The 21741-nt window shown below is 67.0% G+C and carries 19 protein-coding genes and 1 pseudogene; 7 read left to right on the top strand and 13 right to left on the bottom strand.

What is annotated here, in order from left to right:
* Window positions 1-105: 105 nt before the first annotated feature.
* Window positions 106-1338 carry a diaminopimelate decarboxylase gene (gene lysA / locus FBY20_RS22290; protein ID WP_142056153.1) on the top strand — a complete coding sequence of 411 codons (1233 nt, stop codon included), beginning with the start codon at window positions 106-108 and terminating at the stop codon, window positions 1336-1338.
* Between the two features lie 13 nt (window positions 1339-1351).
* Here lysA and garL read toward each other — a convergent pair whose 3' ends face one another.
* From garL to FBY20_RS22265, 5 genes are all read right to left on the bottom strand, one after another.
* Window positions 1352-2119, bottom strand: a complete 768-nt coding sequence (gene garL / locus FBY20_RS22285) for a 2-dehydro-3-deoxyglucarate aldolase (protein WP_142054657.1) — start codon at window positions 2117-2119, stop codon at window positions 1352-1354.
* Window positions 2120-2168: 49 nt separating this feature from the next.
* Window positions 2169-3914 carry an L-arabinonate dehydratase gene (araD, locus tag FBY20_RS22280; protein ID WP_142054654.1) on the bottom strand — a complete coding sequence of 582 codons (1746 nt, stop codon included), beginning with the start codon at window positions 3912-3914 and terminating at the stop codon, window positions 2169-2171.
* An 84-nt stretch (window positions 3915-3998) separates the two neighbouring features.
* Window positions 3999-5111: an Ldh family oxidoreductase gene (locus FBY20_RS22275; protein WP_142054652.1), complete on the bottom strand. Its 1113-nt coding sequence runs from the start codon at window positions 5109-5111 to the stop codon at window positions 3999-4001.
* 47 nt (window positions 5112-5158) lie between these two features.
* Window positions 5159-5932 carry a FadR/GntR family transcriptional regulator gene (locus FBY20_RS22270; protein WP_142054650.1) on the bottom strand — a complete coding sequence of 258 codons (774 nt, stop codon included), beginning with the start codon at window positions 5930-5932 and terminating at the stop codon, window positions 5159-5161.
* A 115-nt stretch (window positions 5933-6047) separates the two neighbouring features.
* The gene (locus FBY20_RS22265; protein WP_142054648.1) at window positions 6048-6977 is read right to left on the bottom strand and encodes a dihydrodipicolinate synthase family protein; all 930 of its coding nucleotides are present in this window, start codon (window positions 6975-6977) and stop codon (window positions 6048-6050) included.
* Between the two features lie 223 nt (window positions 6978-7200).
* Here FBY20_RS22265 and FBY20_RS22260 point away from each other — a divergent pair, with 223 nt between their 5' ends.
* The 3 genes from FBY20_RS22260 to FBY20_RS22250 all read left to right on the top strand — a co-directional run bounded on the left by FBY20_RS22260 (window position 7201) and on the right by FBY20_RS22250 (window position 10336).
* A complete protein-coding gene (locus tag FBY20_RS22260) occupies window positions 7201-8202 on the top strand; it encodes a tripartite tricarboxylate transporter substrate binding protein (RefSeq protein ID WP_062840791.1) in 1002 nt (333 codons plus the stop codon).
* Between the two features lie 75 nt (window positions 8203-8277).
* Window positions 8278-9249, top strand: coding sequence for a tripartite tricarboxylate transporter substrate binding protein (locus FBY20_RS22255; RefSeq protein ID WP_128828550.1), 972 nt, complete (start codon window positions 8278-8280; stop codon window positions 9247-9249).
* 130 nt (window positions 9250-9379) lie between these two features.
* The gene (locus FBY20_RS22250) at window positions 9380-10336 is read left to right on the top strand and encodes a 2-hydroxyacid dehydrogenase (RefSeq protein WP_142054646.1); all 957 of its coding nucleotides are present in this window, start codon (window positions 9380-9382) and stop codon (window positions 10334-10336) included.
* Between the two features lie 161 nt (window positions 10337-10497).
* On the opposite strand, the gene FBY20_RS22245 is transcribed toward FBY20_RS22250, so the two are convergent.
* The 3 genes from FBY20_RS22245 to radA all read right to left on the bottom strand — a co-directional run bounded on the left by FBY20_RS22245 (window position 10498) and on the right by radA (window position 13032).
* The gene (locus tag FBY20_RS22245) at window positions 10498-10716 is read right to left on the bottom strand and encodes a hypothetical protein (RefSeq protein WP_056324221.1); all 219 of its coding nucleotides are present in this window, start codon (window positions 10714-10716) and stop codon (window positions 10498-10500) included.
* A gap of 146 nt (window positions 10717-10862) precedes the next feature.
* Window positions 10863-11642 (bottom strand): sulfite exporter TauE/SafE family protein, encoded by a 780-nt coding sequence (locus FBY20_RS22240; protein ID WP_056324218.1) that lies wholly within the window; start codon window positions 11640-11642, stop codon window positions 10863-10865.
* 28 nt (window positions 11643-11670) lie between these two features.
* The gene (radA, locus tag FBY20_RS22235; protein WP_056324216.1) at window positions 11671-13032 is read right to left on the bottom strand and encodes a DNA repair protein RadA; all 1362 of its coding nucleotides are present in this window, start codon (window positions 13030-13032) and stop codon (window positions 11671-11673) included.
* A 419-nt stretch (window positions 13033-13451) separates the two neighbouring features.
* Between radA and FBY20_RS22230 the strand changes: the two genes are divergently transcribed.
* From FBY20_RS22230 to hpaI, 3 genes are all read left to right on the top strand, one after another.
* Window positions 13452-14138 carry a hypothetical protein gene (locus tag FBY20_RS22230; RefSeq protein WP_056324214.1) on the top strand — a complete coding sequence of 229 codons (687 nt, stop codon included), beginning with the start codon at window positions 13452-13454 and terminating at the stop codon, window positions 14136-14138.
* A 107-nt stretch (window positions 14139-14245) separates the two neighbouring features.
* Complete coding sequence (hpaR, locus tag FBY20_RS22225) at window positions 14246-14707, top strand: homoprotocatechuate degradation operon regulator HpaR (protein ID WP_142054644.1); 462 nt, start codon at window positions 14246-14248, stop codon at window positions 14705-14707.
* A gap of 38 nt (window positions 14708-14745) precedes the next feature.
* On the top strand, window positions 14746-15546 hold the full coding sequence (gene hpaI, locus FBY20_RS22220) for a 4-hydroxy-2-oxoheptanedioate aldolase (protein WP_142054642.1): 801 nt from the start codon (window positions 14746-14748) through the stop codon (window positions 15544-15546).
* 23 nt (window positions 15547-15569) lie between these two features.
* Here the strand turns inward: hpaI and FBY20_RS28045 are convergent.
* The 5 genes and pseudogenes from FBY20_RS28045 to FBY20_RS22190 all read right to left on the bottom strand — a co-directional run.
* A pseudogene (locus tag FBY20_RS28045) lies at window positions 15570-16721 on the bottom strand (PepSY-associated TM helix domain-containing protein); the annotation flags it as partial.
* A 2-nt stretch (window positions 16722-16723) separates the two neighbouring features.
* Window positions 16724-19150 carry a TonB-dependent siderophore receptor gene (locus tag FBY20_RS22210; RefSeq protein ID WP_255452444.1) on the bottom strand — a complete coding sequence of 809 codons (2427 nt, stop codon included), beginning with the start codon at window positions 19148-19150 and terminating at the stop codon, window positions 16724-16726.
* 87 nt (window positions 19151-19237) lie between these two features.
* On the bottom strand, window positions 19238-20221 hold the full coding sequence (locus FBY20_RS22200) for a FecR domain-containing protein (protein ID WP_142054636.1): 984 nt from the start codon (window positions 20219-20221) through the stop codon (window positions 19238-19240).
* Window positions 20218-20769 carry a sigma-70 family RNA polymerase sigma factor gene (locus FBY20_RS22195; RefSeq protein WP_255452443.1) on the bottom strand — a complete coding sequence of 184 codons (552 nt, stop codon included), beginning with the start codon at window positions 20767-20769 and terminating at the stop codon, window positions 20218-20220. Before FBY20_RS22195 ends, FBY20_RS22200 begins: the two co-directional genes overlap by 4 nt.
* A gap of 134 nt (window positions 20770-20903) precedes the next feature.
* Window positions 20904-21623, bottom strand: coding sequence for an SDR family oxidoreductase (locus tag FBY20_RS22190; protein ID WP_056324199.1), 720 nt, complete (start codon window positions 21621-21623; stop codon window positions 20904-20906).
* Between the last annotated feature and the right edge of the window lie 118 nt (window positions 21624-21741).

Below are 21741 nucleotides of genomic sequence, written 5' to 3'. Positions count from 1 at the left end.
ATATCAGGAATGAATCGATCCCGAAAATCAAAGCATTTTACTGGATGACGTAGGGCAGGCATCATGCCGCCTTCGATTCACTTTCCTCACGGTTCCGCTTCCATCATGACCTTCGATCCGCGCCAGCTCACCCAACTTGCCGCCGAACACGGCACGCCGCTCTGGGTGTACGACGCCGCCGTCATCCGCGAACGCATTGCGCAATTGCGCCGCTTCGATACGATCCGCTACGCCCAGAAGGCGTGCTCCAACCTGCACATCCTGCGCCTGATGCGCGAGCAAGGCGTGGTGGTGGACGCGGTGTCCCTGGGCGAGATCGAGCGCAGCCTGGCGGCCGGCTTTGATCCGCGCAGCGAACCCGAAGGCATCGTCTTCACGGCGGACCTCATCGACCACGCCACGCTGGCCACCGCGCTCAAGCACGGCATCACGGTCAACGCCGGGTCGCTGGACATGCTGGACCGCGTGGGCAAGGCATCGCCGGGCCATCGCGTCTGGCTGCGCATCAACCCCGGCTTTGGCCACGGCCATAGCAACAAGACCAATACCGGCGGCCCGCAAAGCAAGCACGGCATCTGGATCGGCGACGTGGCCGAGGCTATTTCCATCGTGCGCCGCCACGGCCTGAAGCTGGTGGGCGTGCACATGCACATCGGCTCGGGTGTCGACTACGGCCATCTGTCCAGCGTGTGCGATGCCATGGTGGACGTGGTGAAGTCGCTGGATCACGACATCGAGGCCATCTCGGCGGGCGGCGGGCTGTCGATCCCCTACCGCGATGGCGAGCCGCGCATCGACTGCGACCACTACTTCTCGCAATGGGATGCGGCGCGCCAGCGGATCGCAGCGTACCTGGGGCATGAGATCCGCCTGGAGATCGAACCCGGGCGCTTCCTGATCGCCGAATCCGGCGTGCTGGTCGCCGAGGTGCATGCCATCAACCGCCGTCCCGAGCGTGATTTCGCGCTGGTCGACGCAGGCTTTAACGACCTGATGCGCCCGGCCATGTACGGCAGCTATCACCGGATCTCGGTGCATGCGCCGGATGGTTCACAGCCCCAGGACGCGCCCGAAACGCGCATCGCGGTGGCTGGTCCGCTGTGCGAATCGGGCGATGTGTTCACGCAGAACGAAGGCGGCGTCATGTCCGACCAGTTGCTGCCGCGTCCGCGCATCGGCGACTTCATGGTCTTTCACAACGCCGGCGCGTACGGCTCGTCGATGTCCTCGAACTACAACAGCCGCCCGCTGGCGCCCGAAGTCCTGCTGGACAAGGGCGAGGCACGCCTGATCCGCCGGCGCCAGACCGTCGCGGAGCTGCTGGCGCTGGAGGCTTGAGCGAACCTGGGCCTCAGGTGGGGAACGCCTCGCGCAACGCGAAGGTCGCCTGCTTGAACACGCCCAGGTCGGTGCCCACGGCCACGAAGTGCATCCCCATGTCCAGGTAGCGCCGCGCGTCGGCATGCACGGGGGCCAGGATGCCCACGGCCTTGCCCTGCGCGGTCACCCGCTGGTACAGATGGCGGATCGCTTCCTGCACTTCGGGGTGGCCGGGATTGCCCAGATGGCCAAGCGCCGCCGCCAGATCCGACGGGCCGATGAACACGCCGTCCACGCCCTCGACGGCGGCGATCTCATCCACGGCCTCGATGCCGGGACGGCTTTCGATCTGCAACAGCACGCAGATGTTGTCGTTGATCGTGTGCAGGTAGTCGGGCACCGTGCCATATCGGTTGCTGCGCTGCGCACCTGCCACGCCACGGATGCCTTGCGGCGGATAACGCGTGGCGGCCACCGCGCGGCGCGCATCCTCTTCGGATTCGATGAAGGGAATCAGCAGGTTGTAGAACCCGATATCCAGCAGGCGCTTGATCTCGACCGGATCGTTCCAGGACGGACGGCCGACGGCCGCGCTGGCGCTGCCCTGCAGGGCCTGGAGCTGCTGCAGGAACATCGGCACCTCGTTGGGCGAATGCTCGCCATCCAGAAGCAGCCAGTCGAAATCGGCCAGGCCGACGAGCTCGGCGGTGATGTGGCTGGACATGCACATCCAGAATCCGATAAGCCGTTCGCGGGCCAGGATGCGTTGCCGGAAACGATTGGGAAGAGGTGAGTTCATTGCCGCCTTCATGTCAGAAAAAAATGCCGTGTCTCCCGGACGATCGGCATCAATGGATCTCGGGCTCGCCCGCGGGCGCCGCGCGCTCCTCGGACTGCAGAAAATCGAAGTCGCAGCCGGTGTCGGCCTGGCCGACGTGCTTGAGATACAGCACGCCATAGCCGCGCTCGAAGCGGGGCGGCGGCGCTTGCCAGGCCGCACGCCGCTCGGCCAGTTCCGCGTCCGGAATCAAGAGGTCCAGCCGGCGGTTCGGCACGTCCAGCGTAATGCGGTCGCCGTCCTTGACCAGCGCGAGCGGTCCGCCCACATACGATTCGGGTGCGACGTGCAACACACAGGCGCCATAGCTGGTGCCGCTCATGCGCGCATCGGAAATGCGCACCATGTCACGCACGCCTTGCTTGAGCAGCTTTTGCGGGATGGGAAGCTGCCCCCATTCCGGCATGCCCGGCGCGCCTTGCGGCCCGGCGTTCTGCAGCACGATGACGCTATCGGCATCCACGTCCAGATCCGGATCGTCGATGCGCTCGGCCATGTCGTTGTAATCCTTGAAGACGACGGCGCGGCCGGTGTGCACCTGCAGGCGCGCCTCCATCGCGGGCGGCTTGATCACCGCGCCATCGGGCGCAAGATTGCCGCGCAGCACCGCCAGGCCATCGCGTTCGATGAGCGCCTGCGCCCGCGGACGGATCACGTCTTCATTGAAGATGCGCGCCCCCGCGATGTTCTCGCCCAGCGTGCGGCCATCCACCGTGCGCTGCGCGGTGTCCAGCAGGTCGCCCAGCTGCACCAGCATCGCGCGCAGGCCCCCGGCGTAGTAGAAGTCTTCCATCAGGTACTTGCCCGCCGGCCGCAGATTGGCCAGGACGGGCGTGGTGCGCGCCAGGTGATCGAAGCGGTCCAGGTCCAGCCCGAAGCCGCTGCGGCGCGCCATGGCGATCAGGTGCACCACGGCATTGGTCGAGCCCGACAACGCCAGCACGGTGCGCACGGCGTTGTCATAAGAGGCAGCGGTCAGCAGGTCCGAGGGCTTCAGGTCCTCCCAGACCATGTCGACGATGCGCTTGCCCGTCAGGCTGGCCATCTGCGCGTGGCGTGAATCCGGTGCGGGGATCGAGGATGCGCCCGACAGGCACAAGCCCAGGGCCTCGACCGCGCCCGTCATGGTGGACGCCGTGCCCATCGTCATGCAATGGCCGGGCGAACGCGCGATGCCGTCTTCCACGCCCTGCCAATCTTCCTCGGTGATGTTGCCCGCGCGCAGTTCCGCCCAATACTTCCAGGTGTCGGACCCCGAGCCCAGCGTGTTGCCATTCCAGTTGCCGCGCAGCATCGGCCCGGCCGGCACGAAGATGGTGGGCAGGTCCATCGACACCGCGCCCATGATGAGCGCCGGTGTGGTCTTGTCGCAGCCGCCCATCAGCACACAGCCATCGGCGGGATACGAGCGCAGCAGTTCCTCGGTCTCCATCGCCAGCAGGTTGCGGTAGAGCATCGTGGTGGGCTTCTGGAAGGGCTCGGACAGGCTCATCGCCGGCATCTCCACCGGAAATCCGCCCGCCTGCCAGATGCCGCGCTTGACCTCTTCGACGCGCTGCTTGAAGTGGCTGTGACAGGGGTTGATGTCGCTCCAGGTGTTGATGATGGCAATCACCGGCTTGCCCGCGTAATCGGAGCGGTGATAGCCCATCTGCGCGGTCCGCGACCGGTGGCCGAAGGACCGCAGGTCCTTCACGCCGTACCAGCGGTGGCTGCGCAGGTCTTCGGGTTTCTTGCGATTGTTGGAATGGCTCATGTCTCGCTTCCTCTGCTCTGTGGCGGGGTCAATGCGTGTTCATACCATAAGACGCCCCGTCGGGGCGCGATCTCCAACACGGACTCAGGCGGGATCCAGCAGGTACGGCGTGCCGGCGCGCTCGCAGATGCCGCGCAGGCGTTCGGCCAGCGCCGCGGGAATCGGGATGCCTTCGCGCAGCCGGCGCACGCGCTCGGCCGCTTCGGGCTCGCCGGCCACCAGCACCGGTTCGGCCGGGTCGGCCGGCGGCGTGTCGTGCATGGCGTCGATCATGTCGTCCATGTCCGACTCGAACGACCCAGCCGCGCGGAAGGCGTCGGGATTGAGCGCGAGAAAGAAGTGCCCGACGTCGTCGGGCTCCCCGGGACGGCGCGTGGCGGCGCGACGGGCCGCGAACGCGCTGCCGCTGAGCGTGCCTCCCAGGATCTGCGCCATCATCGCCAGGCCATAGCCTTTGTGGCTGCTCATGGCGGTGGTGCCGCCGAGCGGCGTGAGGCCGCCTTCCGGGCGCTTGAAGATGAACTGCATCGCGTCGTCCGCGTTCGTGACCGGCGCGCCCTGCCCGTCCACCGCCCAGCCCGGCGGCAAGGGCTTGTCCAGGAAGTCGTAGACCTTGACCTTGTTGGCCGCCACGGTGGTCGTGGCCATGTCGAGCACGAAGGGCTCGTTGTAGGCCGCGGGCGCGCCGAACGCGATGGGATTGGTGCCCAGCATCGGCATCGCGCCGCGCGTGGGGACCATGATGACGCCGTTTGCGCTGCTGGTGACCAGCCCGACCACGCCGCGTTCGACCGCGATGCGCGCGTAGACGCCCGCCGCGCCGAAGTGATGCGAGTTGCAGACCGAGACGGCGCCCACGCCATGCTCCAGCGCCTTGTCCACGGCCAGGTTCATGGCCTGCGCCGCAACCGGATAGCCCAGCCCGCCCATGCCGTCGATCAGCGCGCTGGCGCCGCTGTCGCGCACGACGCGCGCGCGAGCGTCCAGCCGCAGCGTGCCGGCGCGCCATTTTTCCTCGTAGGCGGGCAGCATGGAGATGCCGTGCGAATCGATGCCGAAGAGGTCCGTGCGCGCCATCAGGCCGGCCGTGGTGTGGGCCAGATCCTCGGCCATTCCCCACGCCATCAGCACCTGCAAGATCTGCTCACGCACCTCTTCCACCGGCACGGCCGTGGCGTTTGCTCCGTTCCCTGACACTGTCTGTCTCCTGTTGTCTTGTTGTGTGGCGGGCGGCGTTGGCGGCGTCAGTCCCGGTCCCGGTCGACCAACCGGTGACGGGCCTGGCCCAGATGGAACTGCATCGCGACGCGCGCGCGTTCGCCGTCCTGTTCGCGGATCGCTTCCAGGATGGTCGCGTGCTCGTCCACGACGCGCTGCGCGCGCTGGCGCGAACCCGTGCGCGTCAGATTGAGCGTCAGGCGCATGAAGCCGCTGATGGATTCATGGATGCTTTCCAGCACGCCCAGATAGAAGTCGTTGCCGCTGGCCTCGGCGATGCTGGCGTGAAACGCCAGGTCCGCTTCCGCCGACACCTGGCCCTTGGCAAGCGTATCGGCAAATGCCGCATGCGCGTCGGCGATCTTGCCCAGCTGTTCGTCGGTGCGCCGCAAGGCCGCCAGGCGCGCGGCGTCGCCTTCAAGCGCCACGCGCACCTCTTGCGCGCGCAGATAGGCGCCGACATTCTGCACGTCGTTGAACGCCTTCAGGCGCGGCGCGGGCTGGTGGCTCACGAAGGTGCCCAAGCCCTGGTGCGCGGTAATGAGGCCGTCGGCGCGCAGCCGCAGCAACGCTTCGCGCACGACCGGCCGCGACACGCCGTAGCGTTCGGAAATTTCGTTTTCGGAGGGCAGCTTGTCGCCGACGTTCAGTCCGCCGGAGACGATCTGTTCGAAGATCTGGCCGTAAAGCTGGTCCGCCAGCCGTACCCGGTGCCCGCGTTCCAGCACCGGCGCGGCGGACGCCTCCGGGTCGCCGGACGCAGTCGGCGCGGGTTGGGGGGATGCTTTGGGTCGAGCCACGTAACCTCCTGGTAGTAGGGCCTGTCCACGCGCGGGGAACAGGCCCTGACAGACTGCTGCGACACGCGGACGGCGCTCATCGTACCCGCAATGCGGGTCCGGCGCGCCGCGGCCGTCACGCCGTGGCGGTCTCGCGGTCCCAGGCGGCCAGCGCGCGGGCCACGGGCGCCACGCGTTCGCGCTCGGCGCTGGAGATGCCGGTCAAGAGCGGCAGCATCGGGCCCATGTCCGCCACGCCCGACAGCGTCACGGCGTCGTGCAGCACGCGGATGGGACTGATGCTGTCGCGGCAGTCTTCCAGCCCGAGGTACTGTTCGCGCACGGCTTCGGCCTCGTCGTAGCGGCCTTCCTGCAGCAGATGCAGCAGGCGCATCGACCCGCGCGGCGCCACGCAAACCGATCCGGACGTAAAGCTCTTGAGCCCGAATTGGCGGTAGTGGACGATGGCCGGGCGCTCGCCGATGCCGCTGACAACCCAGCGCGAATCCACGGCCTGCAGCAGCGCCGACAAGTAGGCGTCTTCGGACGGATCGTCGCGCACGACGGCGTACTTGAAGGCGACCAGGCGGCCTTCCTCGATCAGGCGCGCCGCGGTTTCCGGCGCCAGGTAGTCCGCCGACTTGATGTAGACCACCGCCGGCTTGCCCAGCGCATCCGTGAAACGGCGCACGCCGTCGGCAAGCCCCGCGTCGGTGTACGGAAAGGACATGGGCAGCAGCATCGCCGTCGGGAAGGCGCGCGAGCGCAGGATGGCGGCCTGGTCCATCATCTTGCCGTAGTCGGGGCCCACCGACGGCAGGATCCAGGTGTCCGGGCCCGCCAGGCTTGCCAGCATGTCCACGATGCGGGCATATTCGCTCACACCCACGTTGTAGAAGTTGGCGTTGCCGCCATACATGACGTTGCGCACGCCGCCCGCTTCCAGGTGGCCGAGCAACGCCTTGTTGGCCGATTCGTTGAGCGACAGGTCGGCATTGCGGGCCAGCGGCGGCACGGCGATGACCGAGCGCTGCAGATCCTGGGCGGTGACCGGGGTGGTTTTCATGGAAGGGCTCCTGGCGGGTGCAGTTGTCAGAGAAGTAGGGTCGAAAAAGTATACTTGGTTGACAAGCTATAGCTCAATACCTATATTTGTTTTACAAGTTGATCGGCAGCACGCAAGGCGCATGAGGCGCGGGCCGCATGCGTCTTCGAGTTCCCGGCTCGCCGGGAGCGGAATACCCCCAGAAACGATGCGCGGCCACGCGCACACCGAGGAGACGAATTCCATGTATGCAGCCCCTGCGCGAGGCCGGCTTCTTGCCGCCGCCCTCCTGACGGCCACCGCCTTTGCCCTGCCGGCCTCGCCGGCCTTCGCCGACTACCCCGAGCGGGAAGTCAAGATCATCGTCCCCTTCCCCGCCGGCGGCACCGCCGACATCGCCGCGCGCGTGGTGGCGGCCGAATTGGGCAAAAGCTGGAACAAGCCCGTGGTGGTGGACAACAAGGCGGGCGCCGGCGGCAACGTCGGCTCGGCCGAAGCCGCGCGCGCCACGCCCGACGGCTACACCTTTTTGATGGGCACCGTCAGCACGCACGCCATCAACCAGTCCGTGTACGCCAAGCTGCCGTATGACCCGGTCAAGGACTTCGTGCCCGTCACGCTGGTGATTCCGGTGCCCAATATCCTTGAGCTCAACCCCAAGTTCGCCGACAAGCACGGCATCCGTACCGTTGCCGACCTGATCAAGTACTTGAAGGCCAATCCCGACAGCGTCAACATGGCGTCCACGGGCAACGGCACGTCCACGCACCTGTCAGGCGAGCTCTTCCAGAGCATGACCGGCACGCGCATGACGCACGTGCCCTACAAGGGCAGCAGCCCCGCGCTGACGGACGTGATGGCCGGATCGGCGGACCTGATCTTCGACAACCTGCCCTCGTCCATGGGATTTCTGAAGGCCGGCAAGCTTCGCCCCCTGGCCGTTACGACGGCCAACCGCTCGCCTGCCCTGCCCGACGTGCCCACGATGGCCGAAGCCGGCGTGAAGGGGTACGAGGCATCGAGCTGGTTCGGGCTGCTGGCGCCGGCCGGCACACCGCCCGAGATCGTCGAGAAGGTCCAGCGCGACGTGGCCGCCGCCTTGCAGCAGGAGCCCGTACGCGCGCAGCTCCAGGCGCAAGGCGCGACGCCGTCCGGCAACACGCCCGCCCAATTCAAGCAGTTCATGGCCCAGGAAACCGTCAAGTGGGCCGACGTTGTGAAGAAATCCGGCGCCAAGGTCGACTGACCCTGCACCGATCCGGGGCCCGCCCGCAACGCGTGAGCGGCGGGCTCTTCATCATCACGCGAACCAGGAGACACCATGAACAAACTGATCAGCGCCGTTTTCGCGGCGGGCGCCGTTGTGCTTGGGGCGCCGGCGGCCCACGCCGCCGGTTACCCCGAAAAGCCCGTCACCATGATCGTGCCCTTCGTGCCAGGCGGGTCCTCCGACATTACCGCGCGTTCGGTCACGCCGGCGCTGTCCAAGACCCTGGGACAGACCTTCGTCGTCGAGAACAAGCCCGGCGCGAACAGCGCCATCGGCGCCCAGGCGTTGGCCCGCTCCACGCCGGACGGCTACACCATGATGGTCGGCTCCATTGGCACCTTCGCCATCAACGAAGCCCTGTACAAGAACCTGTCGTACAACCCCAGCAAGGATTTCACCTACCTGACGCAGGCAGTGCGCAATCCCAACGTGCTGGTCGCGGCGCCTTCGTTCCCGGCCAGCACGGTCGCCGAGCTGGTCGACTACGCGAAGAAGAATCCGAATCGCGTGTCGTACGCCTCGTCGGGCACGGGCTCGTCGGATCACCTGTCGGCCGTGCTGTTCCGCCAGCGCACGCAAAGCACCGGCGTGGACGTGCCTTACAAGGGCGGCGGCGCGGCCATCGCGGACCTCATCGGCGGACAGGTCAACGTGTCCTTCCAGAACCTGGGCGCGGTGCAGAACCACATCAAGGCAGGCAAGCTCAAGGCGCTAGCCATCACGGGCGACGCCCGCACGCCGGACCTGCCCGATGTGCCGACGCTGACGGAGGCCGGCATCAAGGACATGGTGGTGTATTCCTGGCAGGGTTTTGCCGTGCCCAAGGGCACGCCGCAGCCCGTCGTCGACAAGCTGGCCGAGGCGCTGCGCACCGCGCTGCGCGAGCCCCAGACCCAGAAAACGCTGCAAGGCATGGGCTTCGAAGTCGTCGCCAACACGCCGCAGCAGTTCGCCGATTTCCAGCAGGCTGAAGTCAAGCGCTGGAAGGACGTGATCCAGAAGGCCAACATCCAGCTGGAGTAAAGCTTCGCGGGATGCCTGCATGCGGGCGTCCCGCAGCGGGTGCGCAGCCGCCTTGGCTGCGCGCCCGGCCCGCAAGGTCCCCGCTTGAATCAAGTAGCATGAAACCTTCGCCACCCAACCGTACGACAACATGACCACCAAGCAACGCATCATCCAGGTCGGCTCGCTGGCCGGCTCCCCTTCCGCCAACCAGCGCCTGGCCGATGGCTATGACGTCATCGAATTGTGGAAGTACCCGGACCGCAAGGCTGCGCTGGCCGAGCACGGCAAGGGCATCACCGCCGTCGTCACGTCCGCCAATTTCGGCGCCAACGCCGAGCTCATCGACGCGCTGCCGGACCTGAAGGCCATCTGCAGCTGGGGCGTGGGCTACGAGACGATCGACGTCGAGGCCGCGCGCAAGCGTGGCGTGCTGGTCAGCAATACGCCCGACGTGCTGACCGATTGCGTGGCGGACCTGGCCTGGGGCCTGCTCATCGCCGGCGCGCGCCGCATGGGTCAGGGCGAACGCTTCGTGCGGGCCGGCCAATGGGGCCAGGTGCATGGCAGCATCCCGCTGGGCCTGCGCGTCAGCGGCAAAAAACTGGGCATCGTCGGGCTGGGCCGCATCGGCGAAGCGATCGCCAAGCGCGGCACGGGCTTTGACATGGACGTGCGGTATCACAACCGCAGAAAGCGCGACGACGTGGCCTACGGCTACGAAGCATCGCTGACGGACCTGGCCAAGTGGGCCGATTTCCTGATCGTGGCCACCGTGGGCGGTCCCAGCACGCGCCACCTCGTGAATCGCGACGTGCTGGAAGCCCTGGGCCCGAAGGGCATCATCGTCAACATCGCGCGGGGCCCGGTCATCGACGAAACCGCGCTGGTCGCGGCCCTGGAAGACGGCAAGCTGGGCTGCGCGGCGCTCGACGTCTTCGAGCACGAACCCAAGGTGCCCGAAGCGCTGATGAAGAGCGACAAGGCCGTGCTGCTGCCGCACATCGGCAGCGCCACCGAGGAAACGCGCCTGGCCATGGAAAACATGATGCTGGAAAACCTGCAGTCGTTCTTTGAAACCGGCCGCGTGATCACGCCGGTGGAATAACCGGCTTTGTTCGTCCGGGCCGCCTGCGCGGCGCCCGGCCGGGCATCAGACACAAAAAAGCCTCTCGGCGCCCATACCGAGAGGCTTTCGACTTTCCGGCCCCCGCGTGTCCGGTCAGTCTTTGTCGCGCAAAGGAACGTGGGCGTTGCCGCCCGGCGCGGTTACTTCGTCGGCGTCGTGGCGCCAGACTTGTGCGTATTTGCTGCGCCTGCCGAATGCTTGGCGGACGACTTGTCAGCCTTGTGATGCTTGTGATGCGCCTGGGTCTTGGTGTCGCCGGTCTTGCTGGCGCCGGCCGCAAACGCCGACGGTGCGGCGGCGAGGCCCAGGCACAGGGCCGAGGTGGAAAGAAACGCAGCAATGCGGGAGTGAGTCGTCATTTGTGGTACTCCTGGTTGGTGAAGGCCGAAGGCCTTTTGCCGTTACGGGGCGGCACGATGCCGCAAGTCCCGTATGCGGTTTGAAGCCCGCCCCTTCAGAAGGTTCACTTCCGAACCACAATTTTTCCGTCACTCAAGAATTGTTGCTATCCCTCGAATGCCAGCAACGCCACGGTGGCGAACAGCATTAGTGCGAAGCAAGCTCTCAGCTTGCGTTCAGGAAGCCGGTAGGCGAGCCGCACGCCGATGGGCACGAAGATCAGGCTGCCGATGGCTAGCGGCGCGCCGACCATCCAGTTCGCCTGTCCCGCCCACGTATAGGTGATGAGTGCGATGGTGGAACCCGGGATCACCATGCTGAGCGCGAGCGCCTGTGCGGTGGTCTGCGGCAGGCGAAAGACCGTGGTGATGATGGGCACGGCCAGCACCGCGCCGCCGACGCCAAAGAATCCGCCCAGCGTTCCGCACAGGATGCCCAGGACGCTTGCGCGGCGCGGCGTGAAGACCGGCGCCGGGCGCTTGGGCGGTGGCGCGCGGCGCGCCGCCGGACGCGAGGCGCGCCAGGTCTGCCAGACGTAGAACAGCGCGATGAAGAACAGGAACACCGCGAAGCTCTGGCGTAGCAAAGTCGAGTCGATGCCCAGCGCCATCCGCGCGCCCACCCACGTGAACACCACGGCGCCCGCCGCGCCCGCTAGCGCGACGCGCTTGTCGATGCGGGTCTGCTGGTTGTACTTGCGCACCGCCATCATGATGGTCGGCAACACCATGATGAGCGCCGTGCCCTGCGCAAGCTGTTGGGACATTCCCATCAGGAGGACGAGGGCTGGAATGGCGATCAGTCCGCCCCCGATGCCCAGCACGCCGCCCATGAAACCGATCAGGCCGCCGGCTGCCAGGCAGGCGGCGATGACGAACAGACTCACTTGTTGCTCCAACCGACGTCGCGATGCATCAACGCAGCTTTTCCAATGCCGCGTCCAGGCGATCGACCGCCCAGATCTCCAGGCCCTCGATGGGCTGGCGCGGCGCGTTGGCCTTGGGAATGAGCGCCACCGAGAAACCCAGTTTGGCGGCTTCGCGCAGACGTTCCTGGCCGCGCGGGGCGGGCCGGATCTCGCCGGCCAGGCCCACTTCGCCGAATGCGATCAACCCGCGCGGCAGCGGCCGGTCGCGCAGCGACGACATGATGGCCAGCAGCACCGGCAGGTCGGCCGCGGGTTCGGTGATGCGCACGCCGCCGACCGCATTGACGAAGACGTCCTGGTCGAAGGTCGACACGCCCGCATGCCGGTGCAGCACAGCAAGCAGCATGGCGAGACGGTTGCCTTCCAGGCCGACCGTCAGCCGGCGCGGATTGGGCGCGTGAGAACTGTCGACCAGCGCCTGGATCTCGACGAGGAGCGGACGCGTGCCTTCCTGCGTGGCCATGACGCACGAACCGGCGACCTGCTGTTCGTGCTGCGACAGGAACAGCGCGGACGGATTGGCCACGCCGCGCAGGCCGCGGTCGGTCATGGCGAACACGCCAAGCTCGTTGACGGCGCCGAAGCGGTTCTTGAAGGCGCGCACCAGGCGGAACGACGAATGCGTGTCGCCCTCGAAATAAAGCACGGTATCCACGATGTGCTCGAGCACGCGCGGTCCGGCCAGCGCGCCGTCCTTGGTGACGTGGCCGATCATGACGATGGCGATGCCGGTCTGCTTGGCCAGCCGCGTGAGCTGCGCCGCGCATTCACGCACCTGCGACACCGATCCCGGCGCCGCCGTGAGTTCGCCGCTGTAGAGCGTCTGGATGGAGTCGATGACGGCGACGGTGGGCTTTTGTTCCGACACCGCAGCCTGGATGGCTTCGAGGCGGATTTCGGCAAGCAGATTGACGTTGCCGGTTTGCAGGCCAAGCCGGCGCGCGCGCAACGCGACCTGTTCGGCGGACTCTTCGCCCGTCACGTACAGCACGTTGGTGGTTTCGGACAGCGAGGCCAGCGCCTGCAAGAGCAGCGTCGACTTGCCGATGCCGGGATCGCCGCCGATCAGCACCACGGCGCCGGCCACCAGGCCGCCGCCAAGCACGCGGTCGAATTCGTCCAGGCCGGTGGGCTGGCGTGGCGTTTCGCGGGCCTCGATCTCGGACAGGCTGCGCACCGGGCTGGACGAGGCCAGCGGCGCATAACGATGTGCGGCCGCCGCGGGCGCAGACGACTCCACCGTTTCTTCAAGCGTGTTCCAGGCGTTGCAATGCGGGCATTTGCCCTGCCACTTCGGGGTGGTGCCGCCACAGTCGGCGCACACATAAACGGTACGGGTTTTTGCCATGCGCGAAAGTGTACCCGGCAACGCGCCCGCGCCGCGCGGGAACAATGACCGGAATGTCACGCCGCGAGACGTGGCCCGAAGGTCATTTCTTTCAGGCAGCTTTCACAAAAAGGGACACACAGCAGTTACATGATGCAAACACAAGAAATTTACTGCCCGATCCGTTTCAAATCGCGCATAATCGCCAAGTGCAGCGCATCTTGTCGAACCGTCCAGACCGGACGGCATCCGGCACGATGGACGTCCTCTGGACGCACTTCGTGGCCAATCGCGGCGCAATCACCCGCAGCCTCCCCCAGAGGCCGCTCAAACCGGAACACGACCCCAGCACGACTAGACGCCGGACCACCGGCGCGGCGCACGCAAAGGTCAAACGCGGATACGTCGTGCCACCCGGCGTATATGCGAGGAGTACGCGCATGAGCATTACCTATCGCCCCCCATTTGACGAAGACGATGAACGGGATCTGCGCGCCCTGTACCGCAAGCCGGGTCCCGGCGCCAATCCGGAACTGGATGCGGCGGTACGACGCAGATGGCACCCTGGCCATAGCTGGCACCCCGGCTGGGGCGCTGCCGCTTGCGCCGTGATGGTGGCGGGCCTGTTCGCCTGGACCGACATGCGCGAGGCCATCGACGACACCGAACCCCAGATGCAGCTGGTCGCCGTGCAGGCCAACGAGGCAACGCAAGAGGCCGCCTCGGCGTCGGCGGCGCCGGCCAGCGATGCGCCGCCCCTGCGCCGCGTCGTCGCCTTGCAGCAGGAACCGGCGGTTCCCGCCCAACCTGCCGCGGCGCAACCGGCCATGGCCGTGACTGCCGCGGCTCCCGCAGCGCCCGCCCCGGCAGCGGCTGAAACGGCGGCAGCCGAGACTGCGGCCCAGGAAGCGGCGCCGGCCGCTGCCCAGGAAGCCCCCGCGGAATCGCAACAGGTCGCCGCCTTCACCGAGCAGGACATCGAAGCCCGGGTGGCCCAGATTCGGGGCCTGATCGTGGACGACCGCGAAGAAGACGCCGTTCACGCATTGCGCGAGTTGCAGCGCGGCGCGCCGGATTTCGCGCTGCCGGACGACCTGCAGGAGCTGTCCCGCCAAAACCCGGCGTGATCCACCGGGCCGGCCCCTGCGCCGGCCCGCCCCCGCGCCGGCGCGGGCCACCCCCAGGCCCGAAGAATTGAGCAATTTTTGGGCGGCTTCTTGCTAACATAGCCGCCATGAGTCCGAGCTTCCACCACCGCAATCTTCCCCATTTGCTGCTCTATGCGCGCGAAACGCTGATGGCGCATTTCCGTCCCGTGCTGCACGCGGCGGGCGTCACCGAACAGCAATGGAGGGTATTGCGCACGCTGAGCGAGGTGGGCTCGCTGGAACCCAACCAGATCGCCCGCGCCTGTCAGATCCTGAGCCCCAGCCTGACGCGCATGCTGGCCGGCATGGAAGAGCAAGGACTCATCAAGCGCACGCGCTCCAGCGCCGACCAGCGCCGTCAGGAAATTTCCCTGACCGTCAAAAGCAACAAGCTCATCGACCGCATGCGTCCCATGGTTGACGCCAAGTACCAGGAAATCGAAGAAAGGATCGGCAAGGAATTGCTCGATCGCCTGTACCGCGACGTGGACGCGATGGTCGATCTCATCAAGCGCGACGGCCCCGCGCGCGATGCCGGCACGCCCTGACGCCGTTCCCCCCTTCCCTCTTAGGCAATCCAACGTCCATGGACCTTCTGACGAATTCGTTCAAGCAAGCCCTGCGCGACCGCAAACCTCAGATCGGCCTGTGGGCCGGCCTGGCCAGCGCGTACACCTCGGAAATTCTTGCGGGCGCCGGCTTCGACTGGCTGCTGATCGACGGCGAACACGCGCCCAACACGCTGGACTCCACCTTGGCCCAACTGCAATCCGTGGCGGCCTACCCGGTGGCGCCCGTGGTGCGCCCGGCCTGGAACGACCCGGTCCAGATCAAGCAGATCCTGGACATCGGCGCGCAGACGGTGCTGGTGCCCATGATCCAGTCTGCCGAGGAAGCCGCCGACGCGGTGGCCGCCGTGCGCTATCCGCCGCAAGGCATCCGCGGCGTGGGCAGCGCGCTGGCGCGCGCGTCGCGCTGGAACCGCATCCCGAACTACCTTGAACGCGCCAACGACGAAATGTGCGTGCTGGTGCAAATCGAGACGCCCGCCGGCATCGAGGCGCTGGACGCCATCCTGGCCGTGGACGGCGTGGATGGCGTCTTCATCGGACCGGCCGATCTGTCGGCCAGCATGGGATATCTGGGCCAGCCCGAGCACCCGGAAGTCGAAAAGACCATCGATGACGCGATCACGCGCATCGTGCGGTCCGGCAAGGCCGCGGGCATCCTGCACAGCGGCGTGACGCAGGCCAAGCATTATCTGTCCTTGGGCGCCACGTTCGTGGCAGTAGGCGTGGACGCGGTGCTGCTGGCACGCGCGGCTGAAGCGCTGGCGGGCGAGTTCAAGGAAGTGGCGGCAGTGGCCGCGGGCAACGGTCCGTACTGACGGGCGCGGCGGCGCGTCCACCACAACCAGACGCCGGTCAGGCTAAGCACCAGCGTGACGACGCCGACGAGCGCCACCGCCACCTGCAACGGCCAGCCCCATAGCGCCGCCATGTGCAGGCTGGTCAGCCAATGCTTGACCGTGTCGCCCGCCGCCCGGCCCGTCGGCAGATGGCTGCCCACCAGCTGTCCATTCACGGCATCGAACACCACCGACGTGGCCCCGCTTCGCGTGCGCAGATCGCGGCTGCTGCGCACACTGTAGCGGTACAGGTTGCGGCGCGCATCCAGCGCCAACCAGTGTTCGCCCAGCACCGCAAACCCCTCGCGGGCGGCCAGCTGCGCCATCAATTGCCGGCCCGCGTCGCGCGCGCGCTCGGGGGGCATCGGGTCGCCGGCCGTGGCGGTTGCGCCGCGCCGGGGATCGGGTTGATAACTCAAGCCAGCGCGCATCACCGGATCGTAGACCGCCGGCAGATTGAGCGCGACGCTGCTCCATGCCATCAGCGTCAAGGCCGCCCACAGCCACAGCCCACCGGCGCGGTGCAGATCGAAATTGCGTTTGTGGGGACCACCCTGCAAACGGATGCGCCAGGCGGGCGCCCAGCGCTGCCACACCGATGAGGACGGGGCCTGCCTGCGCGAGCGGTTTCGCGGCGGCAGCGTGAGCCAGGCGCCGACAAAACCATCGAGCGTCCAGGCCAATGCGACGATGCCGAGCAACAGTTCGCCGATGCCCTCGAAGAGCAGCGCCGTATGGAAGCGATGCAGAAACGGCATCAGGTTGCGCAGCCCTTCGCGCAGGACGCCCCAGCGGCGCTGGCCCAGAATGCCGCCATCGTACGGGTCGACAAATATCTCGTGCAGCACGGGTCCTGCGGCGCCGTCCTCGTGCAACCACACCGGGAACGCCACGCTGCGGCCGGCCTGCCCGCCAAGCGGCGTGGCAGGCATTACTGCCCCCGGCACAAAGCGGGCCACGCGCTCGCGCAGCGCCAAGGCGTCAAGCCGCGCGGCGCCGTCCGATGGCGGCGGCACGCGGTGCAACGCGGGAGCTGCCGCGGCGTCCAGCGCGTCATACCACGCGAGCGGGATGCCAGTCAGCGCGACCAGGCAGAGAAAGCCGGCCAGCACCAGGCCGGTCCAGCGATGCAGGCTTAGCAGCGCCGCGCGCACGTTCACCAGCGGTAGCTCACCGTGCCGATGATGCGGCGCGGCTCGCCGTAGTTGCACGCGCCGTTGTAGCAAATGGACGGGATGTAGGTCTTGTCCGTCAGGTTGGTGACGTTGAGCGCATAGAGCCACGGGCCGCTTTCATAACTGACCCGCGCATCGATCAAGGTGTAGCCCGCGCCCCCCAGCGAACCGCTGGACGGCAGGTCGGGACGCGCCGACACATAGCGCAGGCCGGCGCCCGCCTTCAAGCCCATCAACACCCATTCCGACAGGTTCACGTCGGTCCATATGGACGCGGCATGCAATGGCGTGTTGAAGCGCTCGCCCTCCTCGCCCGGCAGATTGCTCTGGACCACACGGGCGTCGGTGTAGGTGTAGGCGGCGATCACGTCGACCTGCGGCGTGACGCGCGCACGCGCTTCGAGTTCCAGGCCGCGCGAGCGCACCTTGCCGGTCTGCACCAGAAAGGTCGGATCGACCGGATCCGGCGTGAGCACGTTCTTGCGCTCCAGGTTGAAAAGCGCGGCGCTCAGCATCACGTCTTCGCCCGCGGGCTGGTATCGGATGCCGACTTCGTACTGCGTCCCGCGGCTGGGCTCGAAGCTGCCGTCGTTGCGATCGCGGCCGCTGGTGGGTTCGAACGACTGGCTGAAACTGGCATACGGCGCCAGGCCGTTGTCGGCCAGGTACACGACACCCGCACGGCCCGTGAAGGCCGAGTCCTTGTCGTTCGAATTGGTGGACGGCGCATGCAAGGCGCGATTTTCCGCGCGCACGTTGTCATGCCGCCCGCCCAGCAGCACCACGACCTTGTCCGCAATCTTGATCTGGTCTTGCAGGTAGATGCCAAGGCGATGCTCGGTGTTGCGGCGCTGCTGCCAGGGCAAGGCCACGACGTCGCCGGGCAGGTACACCGGATCGAAGACATCGATGGGCGGCAGATTGCCGCGCAGGCGGTCGCTGTTGTAGGTCGAGCGCGTGTAGTCGAAGCCTGCAAGAAACGTCTGCGTGACGGGGCCGGTCTCGAACCGCTTCTCGATGTTGGTGTCGATCGTCTGCACCGTGGTGCGGTCGTTAAAGCCGCGTGCGGAGCGGGTCACCCGGCGCTGCGTCGCCGCATCCACGTCGCCCTGCAACAGCACATAGCGCATGTTCAGGTCTGCGTCGTAATAGCGCATCGACTGGCGGAACTTCAGCGTGTCGTCGAACGCGTGCTCGATCAGCACGGCCAGCGAGGTCGATTCGATATCGAAGCGATTGTGGTTGGGCTCGCCCAGAAAGCGCGACCGCGGGATCTGGCCGTTCGGGTTGGTCCAGAGCGAGCCGGTGACCGGCACTTCCGGCGGATTGAACGTCTTGCTGCGCTGATAGTTGGCCAGCAGCGTGACCGAGGTGGCCGTCGTCGGACGCCACGTCAGGGCGGGCGCGAAGTAGGTGCGATCGTCGGAGCCGTAATCGACGAACTGCTTGCTTTCGCGGAACAGGCCGGTCAGACGATAGGACCACACGCCAGCCTCATCGATGGGGCCGCCGATGTCCGCGGAAATCTGCCGGCGGTCGAAACTGCCGCCGTCCACATTGATTTCGCCCATCGATTCGCCGGGCGGGCGCTTGGTCACGGTATTGACGATGCCGCCCGGCGCGGCGGCGCCGTACAGCACCGATGACGGCCCCCGCAGCACCTCCACGCGTTCCAGGCCGTACGGCTCCTGCTTGCCGTTGTACTGATTGATCATGTAGCGCATGCCGTCGCGGTAGTAGCTGCCGGTCTGCGGGTTGGCCTCGAAGCCGCGGATGAACATGGTGTCTTCGAAGACCGAGCTCTTGGCGACGAGGCCGGGCATGATGCCAGGGGTGTAGCCCAGCGCCTCTTGCAAGCTCTGCGCCTTTTGATCGCTGATCTGCGCCGCGCTCACCACGGAAATCGATTGCGGCGTTTCGATGATCGGCGTGTCGGTCTTGGTGGCTGTCGCGCTGCGCGTGGCCGCGATGCCCAGCACCGGGCCGTCCGGGCGTTCGATCTGGGCGGTGACCGCAATCGGTTCCAGCAAGGTCACGTCCTGGCGCCCCTGGCGCAGCACAAAACCGCCGTCGGGCAGGCGTTCGGCCACGAGGCCCGTGCCGGTCAGCAGCGCCGCCATGCCGGCCTCGGGCGAATAGCGGCCGCGCACGCCGGGGCTATGGCGGCCGGCGCTCAGGTCGCCGTGGCCGCTGACGAACAGACCGGCTTCGGCGGAGTACAGATTGAGCACCTGGCTCAATGGGCCGGGTGGAATGTCGAACTGGCGGACCTGGGTTTCGGCCGCCTGCGCGTGGACGGCGCTGACGGGCGCCGCGACGCCCAGCGCCACGCCGACCGCGAGCGCCAGCGGAAGGATGCGCGCACGGCGGATCGGACGGAGGGGAAAAACAATCAGGGGGTTGGTCATGCCACGAATCCGCGATATGGGTGTTGAATTGCCCATAGGCCGGATGAGCGCGGCAAAAGCGGCAAACTAATTTGTAACGGCGGGATCTCAGCGTGGCTGCAGGGTCGTCCACCACGGCATCGGCTGACTGATCCGCAGCGGCAAGGCCTCGCTCAGCAGGCGCAGCGCGCGATCGCTGTCATGCAGAGGGAACGTGCCCGTCACGCGCAGCGCGGCCACGTCGTCTGCGCAGCCCAGATGCCCGCGGCGGTATCGCGCCAGTTCCGCCACGACCTGCGCCAGCGGCGCCTCTTCGAATTGCACGATGCCGCGCGTCCAGTTGTGGTCGGCGGCTCGCAGCGCCGCGGGCGCCTCGATGCCTTGCGCGCCGCCGCGCATGCGCATGCCGGCGTCGACCCGATAGCCCGCCGGCGGCGCGCCCGTGAAATGCGCCTGCACCGCGCCCTCCAGCACCGCCAGCGTGGTTTCTCCATCAAGGCTGCGCACGTTGAACCGCGTGCCAAGCGCCTGCATCCGGCCTTCGGGCGTGTCCACCACGAAGGTGCGCCCCGGGTCGGCTGCGGTGGCGATCATGATCTCGCCGCGCAGCAGCACCAGGCGGCGCTGGTCGCGGGTGTAGTCCACCTTCAAAGCGGTATCGGTATTGAGCCGGACCCGGGTGCCGTCGGCAAGCTGGGCCTCATGTGAGCCGCCCACCGGCGTGACCAGGTCAGCCTGCCAGGCCGCCCACGTGCGGCGCCCCACTGGCGACTGCGCGACGCCCAATCCCAACAATCCTGCTGCGCCGCCGATCAGCGCAACCGTCAACAACCTGCGGCGCTCACGCCGGCCCTGCGCCGCGGCGTTCAGGCTTGCCACGCTGGCTTCACGGCCCATCGGCTGCGCGATCAACGCATCGAAGTGCGCGCCAACGTCCTCGACGCGCTGCCAAGCCCGGCGATGCGCCGTATCGGCGTCCAGCCAAGCCTGCCAACGCTCGCGTTCTTCTGCGCTGGAAGCGCCCGAGGTAAGCAGCGCATACCAATGGGCGGCCGCTTCCAGGATGCGTGAGTCGACGGCGGCGGCGCTCATCGGCTACTCGCCGTGCCGCGGCACAAGCCGTCCGGCTGCAGATCGGTGTCGAGCAGAAAGCACAGCATGGCCTGTGCAATGTCGTTGCGGACGGTCCGTTCGGACACCCGCAATTGCGCCGCGATCGCCTCGTGCGTCATGCCGTGGATGCGATGCATCAGGAAGGCTGCGCGCGCGCGCACGCCCAGGCGATGAAGCTTGCGATCGATCTCGACCAGCGCCTGGAGCGCCTGGACCTGCACTTCGGGGGATGGGTGGGTGACTTCAGGACGCGCCGCCAGGGTCTCGGCCCATGCGTGCTCGATGTCGCGGCGGCGCCAGAAATCGACCAGCAGGCCACGCGCGATGGTGGTCAGGAACGCGCGCGGCTCGCGCACGTCGGCCAGCGCATGGCGTCGCACCAGCAAGGTCACGAAGGTGTCTTGCGTCAGGTCGGCGGCCTGATGATTGTCCTGAAGACGGCGATTCAGCCACTTCTGCAACCAGCCGCAATGCGCGGTGTACAGGGCAGAAAGCGATGCGGCAACTGCGTGCTCTCGGTCCGACACGGCGAGCATCCAAAATGGAAATGATAGTTATTATTATACAAACAACGGCTGGGCGGGTTGGCCGGGTTCTCCCTTTGCTCCAGGCAAAAAAAACGCACCCGAAGGTGCGTGGGTTCATGCGGACAGTGCCGGGTTCATGAACGGCCGGCCAAGCTGCCGCCGCCGTCCACACCCAGCACCTGGCCGGTAATGAAGCCGGCGTCGTCCGACAGCAGGAAAGCAATGGCAGCCGCCACTTCGGCGGGGGTGCCCAGCCGCTTCATGGGCACCGATGCCAGCGCCCGCTTTTCGTTGTCGCTGCCGGCGGGCCGGGTGGCGCGGAACATTTCGGTTTCGATGGGGCCCGGCGCAACCGCATTGGCGGTGATGCCGTATTCGGCCAGTTCCAGCGCCCAGGTGCGCGTGCAGCCCACCAGCGCGCTCTTGGCGGCGGAATAGGCGGTGCGGTCCAGTGCGCCGTGGATGGAACGGCTGACCACGTTGACGATGCGCCCGGCGCGGCGGGCCTTCATGGATTCGATGAACGCCTGCGTCACCTGCACCGCCACGCGCACGTTCAAGTCCAGCACGTTGTACAGCGTGGCCAGGTCGATTTCGCCCAGGGGCTGCGGCGACACGATGCCCACATTGTTGACGACGGCGTCGACCGGGAATTTTTCGCGGATTTCGCGCAGGACTTCTTCGGTACGGCCGGCGTCGGCCAGATCACAGGCGTACAGGTACCCCGGAAAATCGACGTCAGCCGTGTTGCGCGCGATGCCCACCACATGACAGCCCATGTCGGACAACCGCTGAGTAAGCGCCCAGCCTATGCCTTTGGTGGCGCCCGTAATGAGCACACATTTGTCCTTCATGGGATGAAACCTCGCAGTCTGTTTTCTTGGTCAAAAACGGGCGCCTGAGCGCCCGGTTTTCAAAGTAGACACCATCCGGCGTCGTGTGTCTTGTAATTTGCGTAGCAATTCTTGCCCA

It is taken from the genome of Achromobacter sp. SLBN-14 (genome assembly GCF_006715415.1).
Classification (GTDB): Bacteria; Pseudomonadota; Gammaproteobacteria; order Burkholderiales; family Burkholderiaceae_B; genus Achromobacter; species Achromobacter mucicolens.
Note: the sequence above shows the minus strand (reverse complement) of the source record. Positions and strands in the feature narration are given on the sequence as shown.

Bases quoted from the DNA above. Each gene is read 5' to 3' on its own strand.
- lysA (WP_142056153.1), top strand. From the start codon at position 106: ATGACCTTCGATCCGCGCCAGCTCACCCAACTTGCCGCCGAACACGGC.
- garL (WP_142054657.1), bottom strand. From the start codon at position 2,119: ATGAACTCACCTCTTCCCAATCGTTTCCGGCAACGCATCCTGGCCCGC.
- araD (WP_142054654.1), bottom strand. From the start codon at position 3,914: ATGAGCCATTCCAACAATCGCAAGAAACCCGAAGACCTGCGCAGCCAC.
- FBY20_RS22265 (WP_142054648.1), bottom strand. From the start codon at position 6,977: ATGAAAACCACCCCGGTCACCGCCCAGGATCTGCAGCGCTCGGTCATC.
- FBY20_RS22260 (WP_062840791.1), top strand. From the start codon at position 7,201: ATGTATGCAGCCCCTGCGCGAGGCCGGCTTCTTGCCGCCGCCCTCCTG.
- FBY20_RS22255 (WP_128828550.1), top strand. From the start codon at position 8,278: ATGAACAAACTGATCAGCGCCGTTTTCGCGGCGGGCGCCGTTGTGCTT.
- FBY20_RS22250 (WP_142054646.1), top strand. From the start codon at position 9,380: ATGACCACCAAGCAACGCATCATCCAGGTCGGCTCGCTGGCCGGCTCC.
- FBY20_RS22245 (WP_056324221.1), bottom strand. From the start codon at position 10,716: ATGACGACTCACTCCCGCATTGCTGCGTTTCTTTCCACCTCGGCCCTG.
- radA (WP_056324216.1), bottom strand. From the start codon at position 13,032: ATGGCAAAAACCCGTACCGTTTATGTGTGCGCCGACTGTGGCGGCACC.
- FBY20_RS22230 (WP_056324214.1), top strand. From the start codon at position 13,452: ATGAGCATTACCTATCGCCCCCCATTTGACGAAGACGATGAACGGGAT.
- hpaR (WP_142054644.1), top strand. From the start codon at position 14,246: ATGAGTCCGAGCTTCCACCACCGCAATCTTCCCCATTTGCTGCTCTAT.
- hpaI (WP_142054642.1), top strand. From the start codon at position 14,746: ATGGACCTTCTGACGAATTCGTTCAAGCAAGCCCTGCGCGACCGCAAA.
- FBY20_RS22210 (WP_255452444.1), bottom strand. From the start codon at position 19,150: ATGACCAACCCCCTGATTGTTTTTCCCCTCCGTCCGATCCGCCGTGCG.
- FBY20_RS22200 (WP_142054636.1), bottom strand. From the start codon at position 20,221: ATGAGCGCCGCCGCCGTCGACTCACGCATCCTGGAAGCGGCCGCCCAT.
- FBY20_RS22190 (WP_056324199.1), bottom strand. From the start codon at position 21,623: ATGAAGGACAAATGTGTGCTCATTACGGGCGCCACCAAAGGCATAGGC.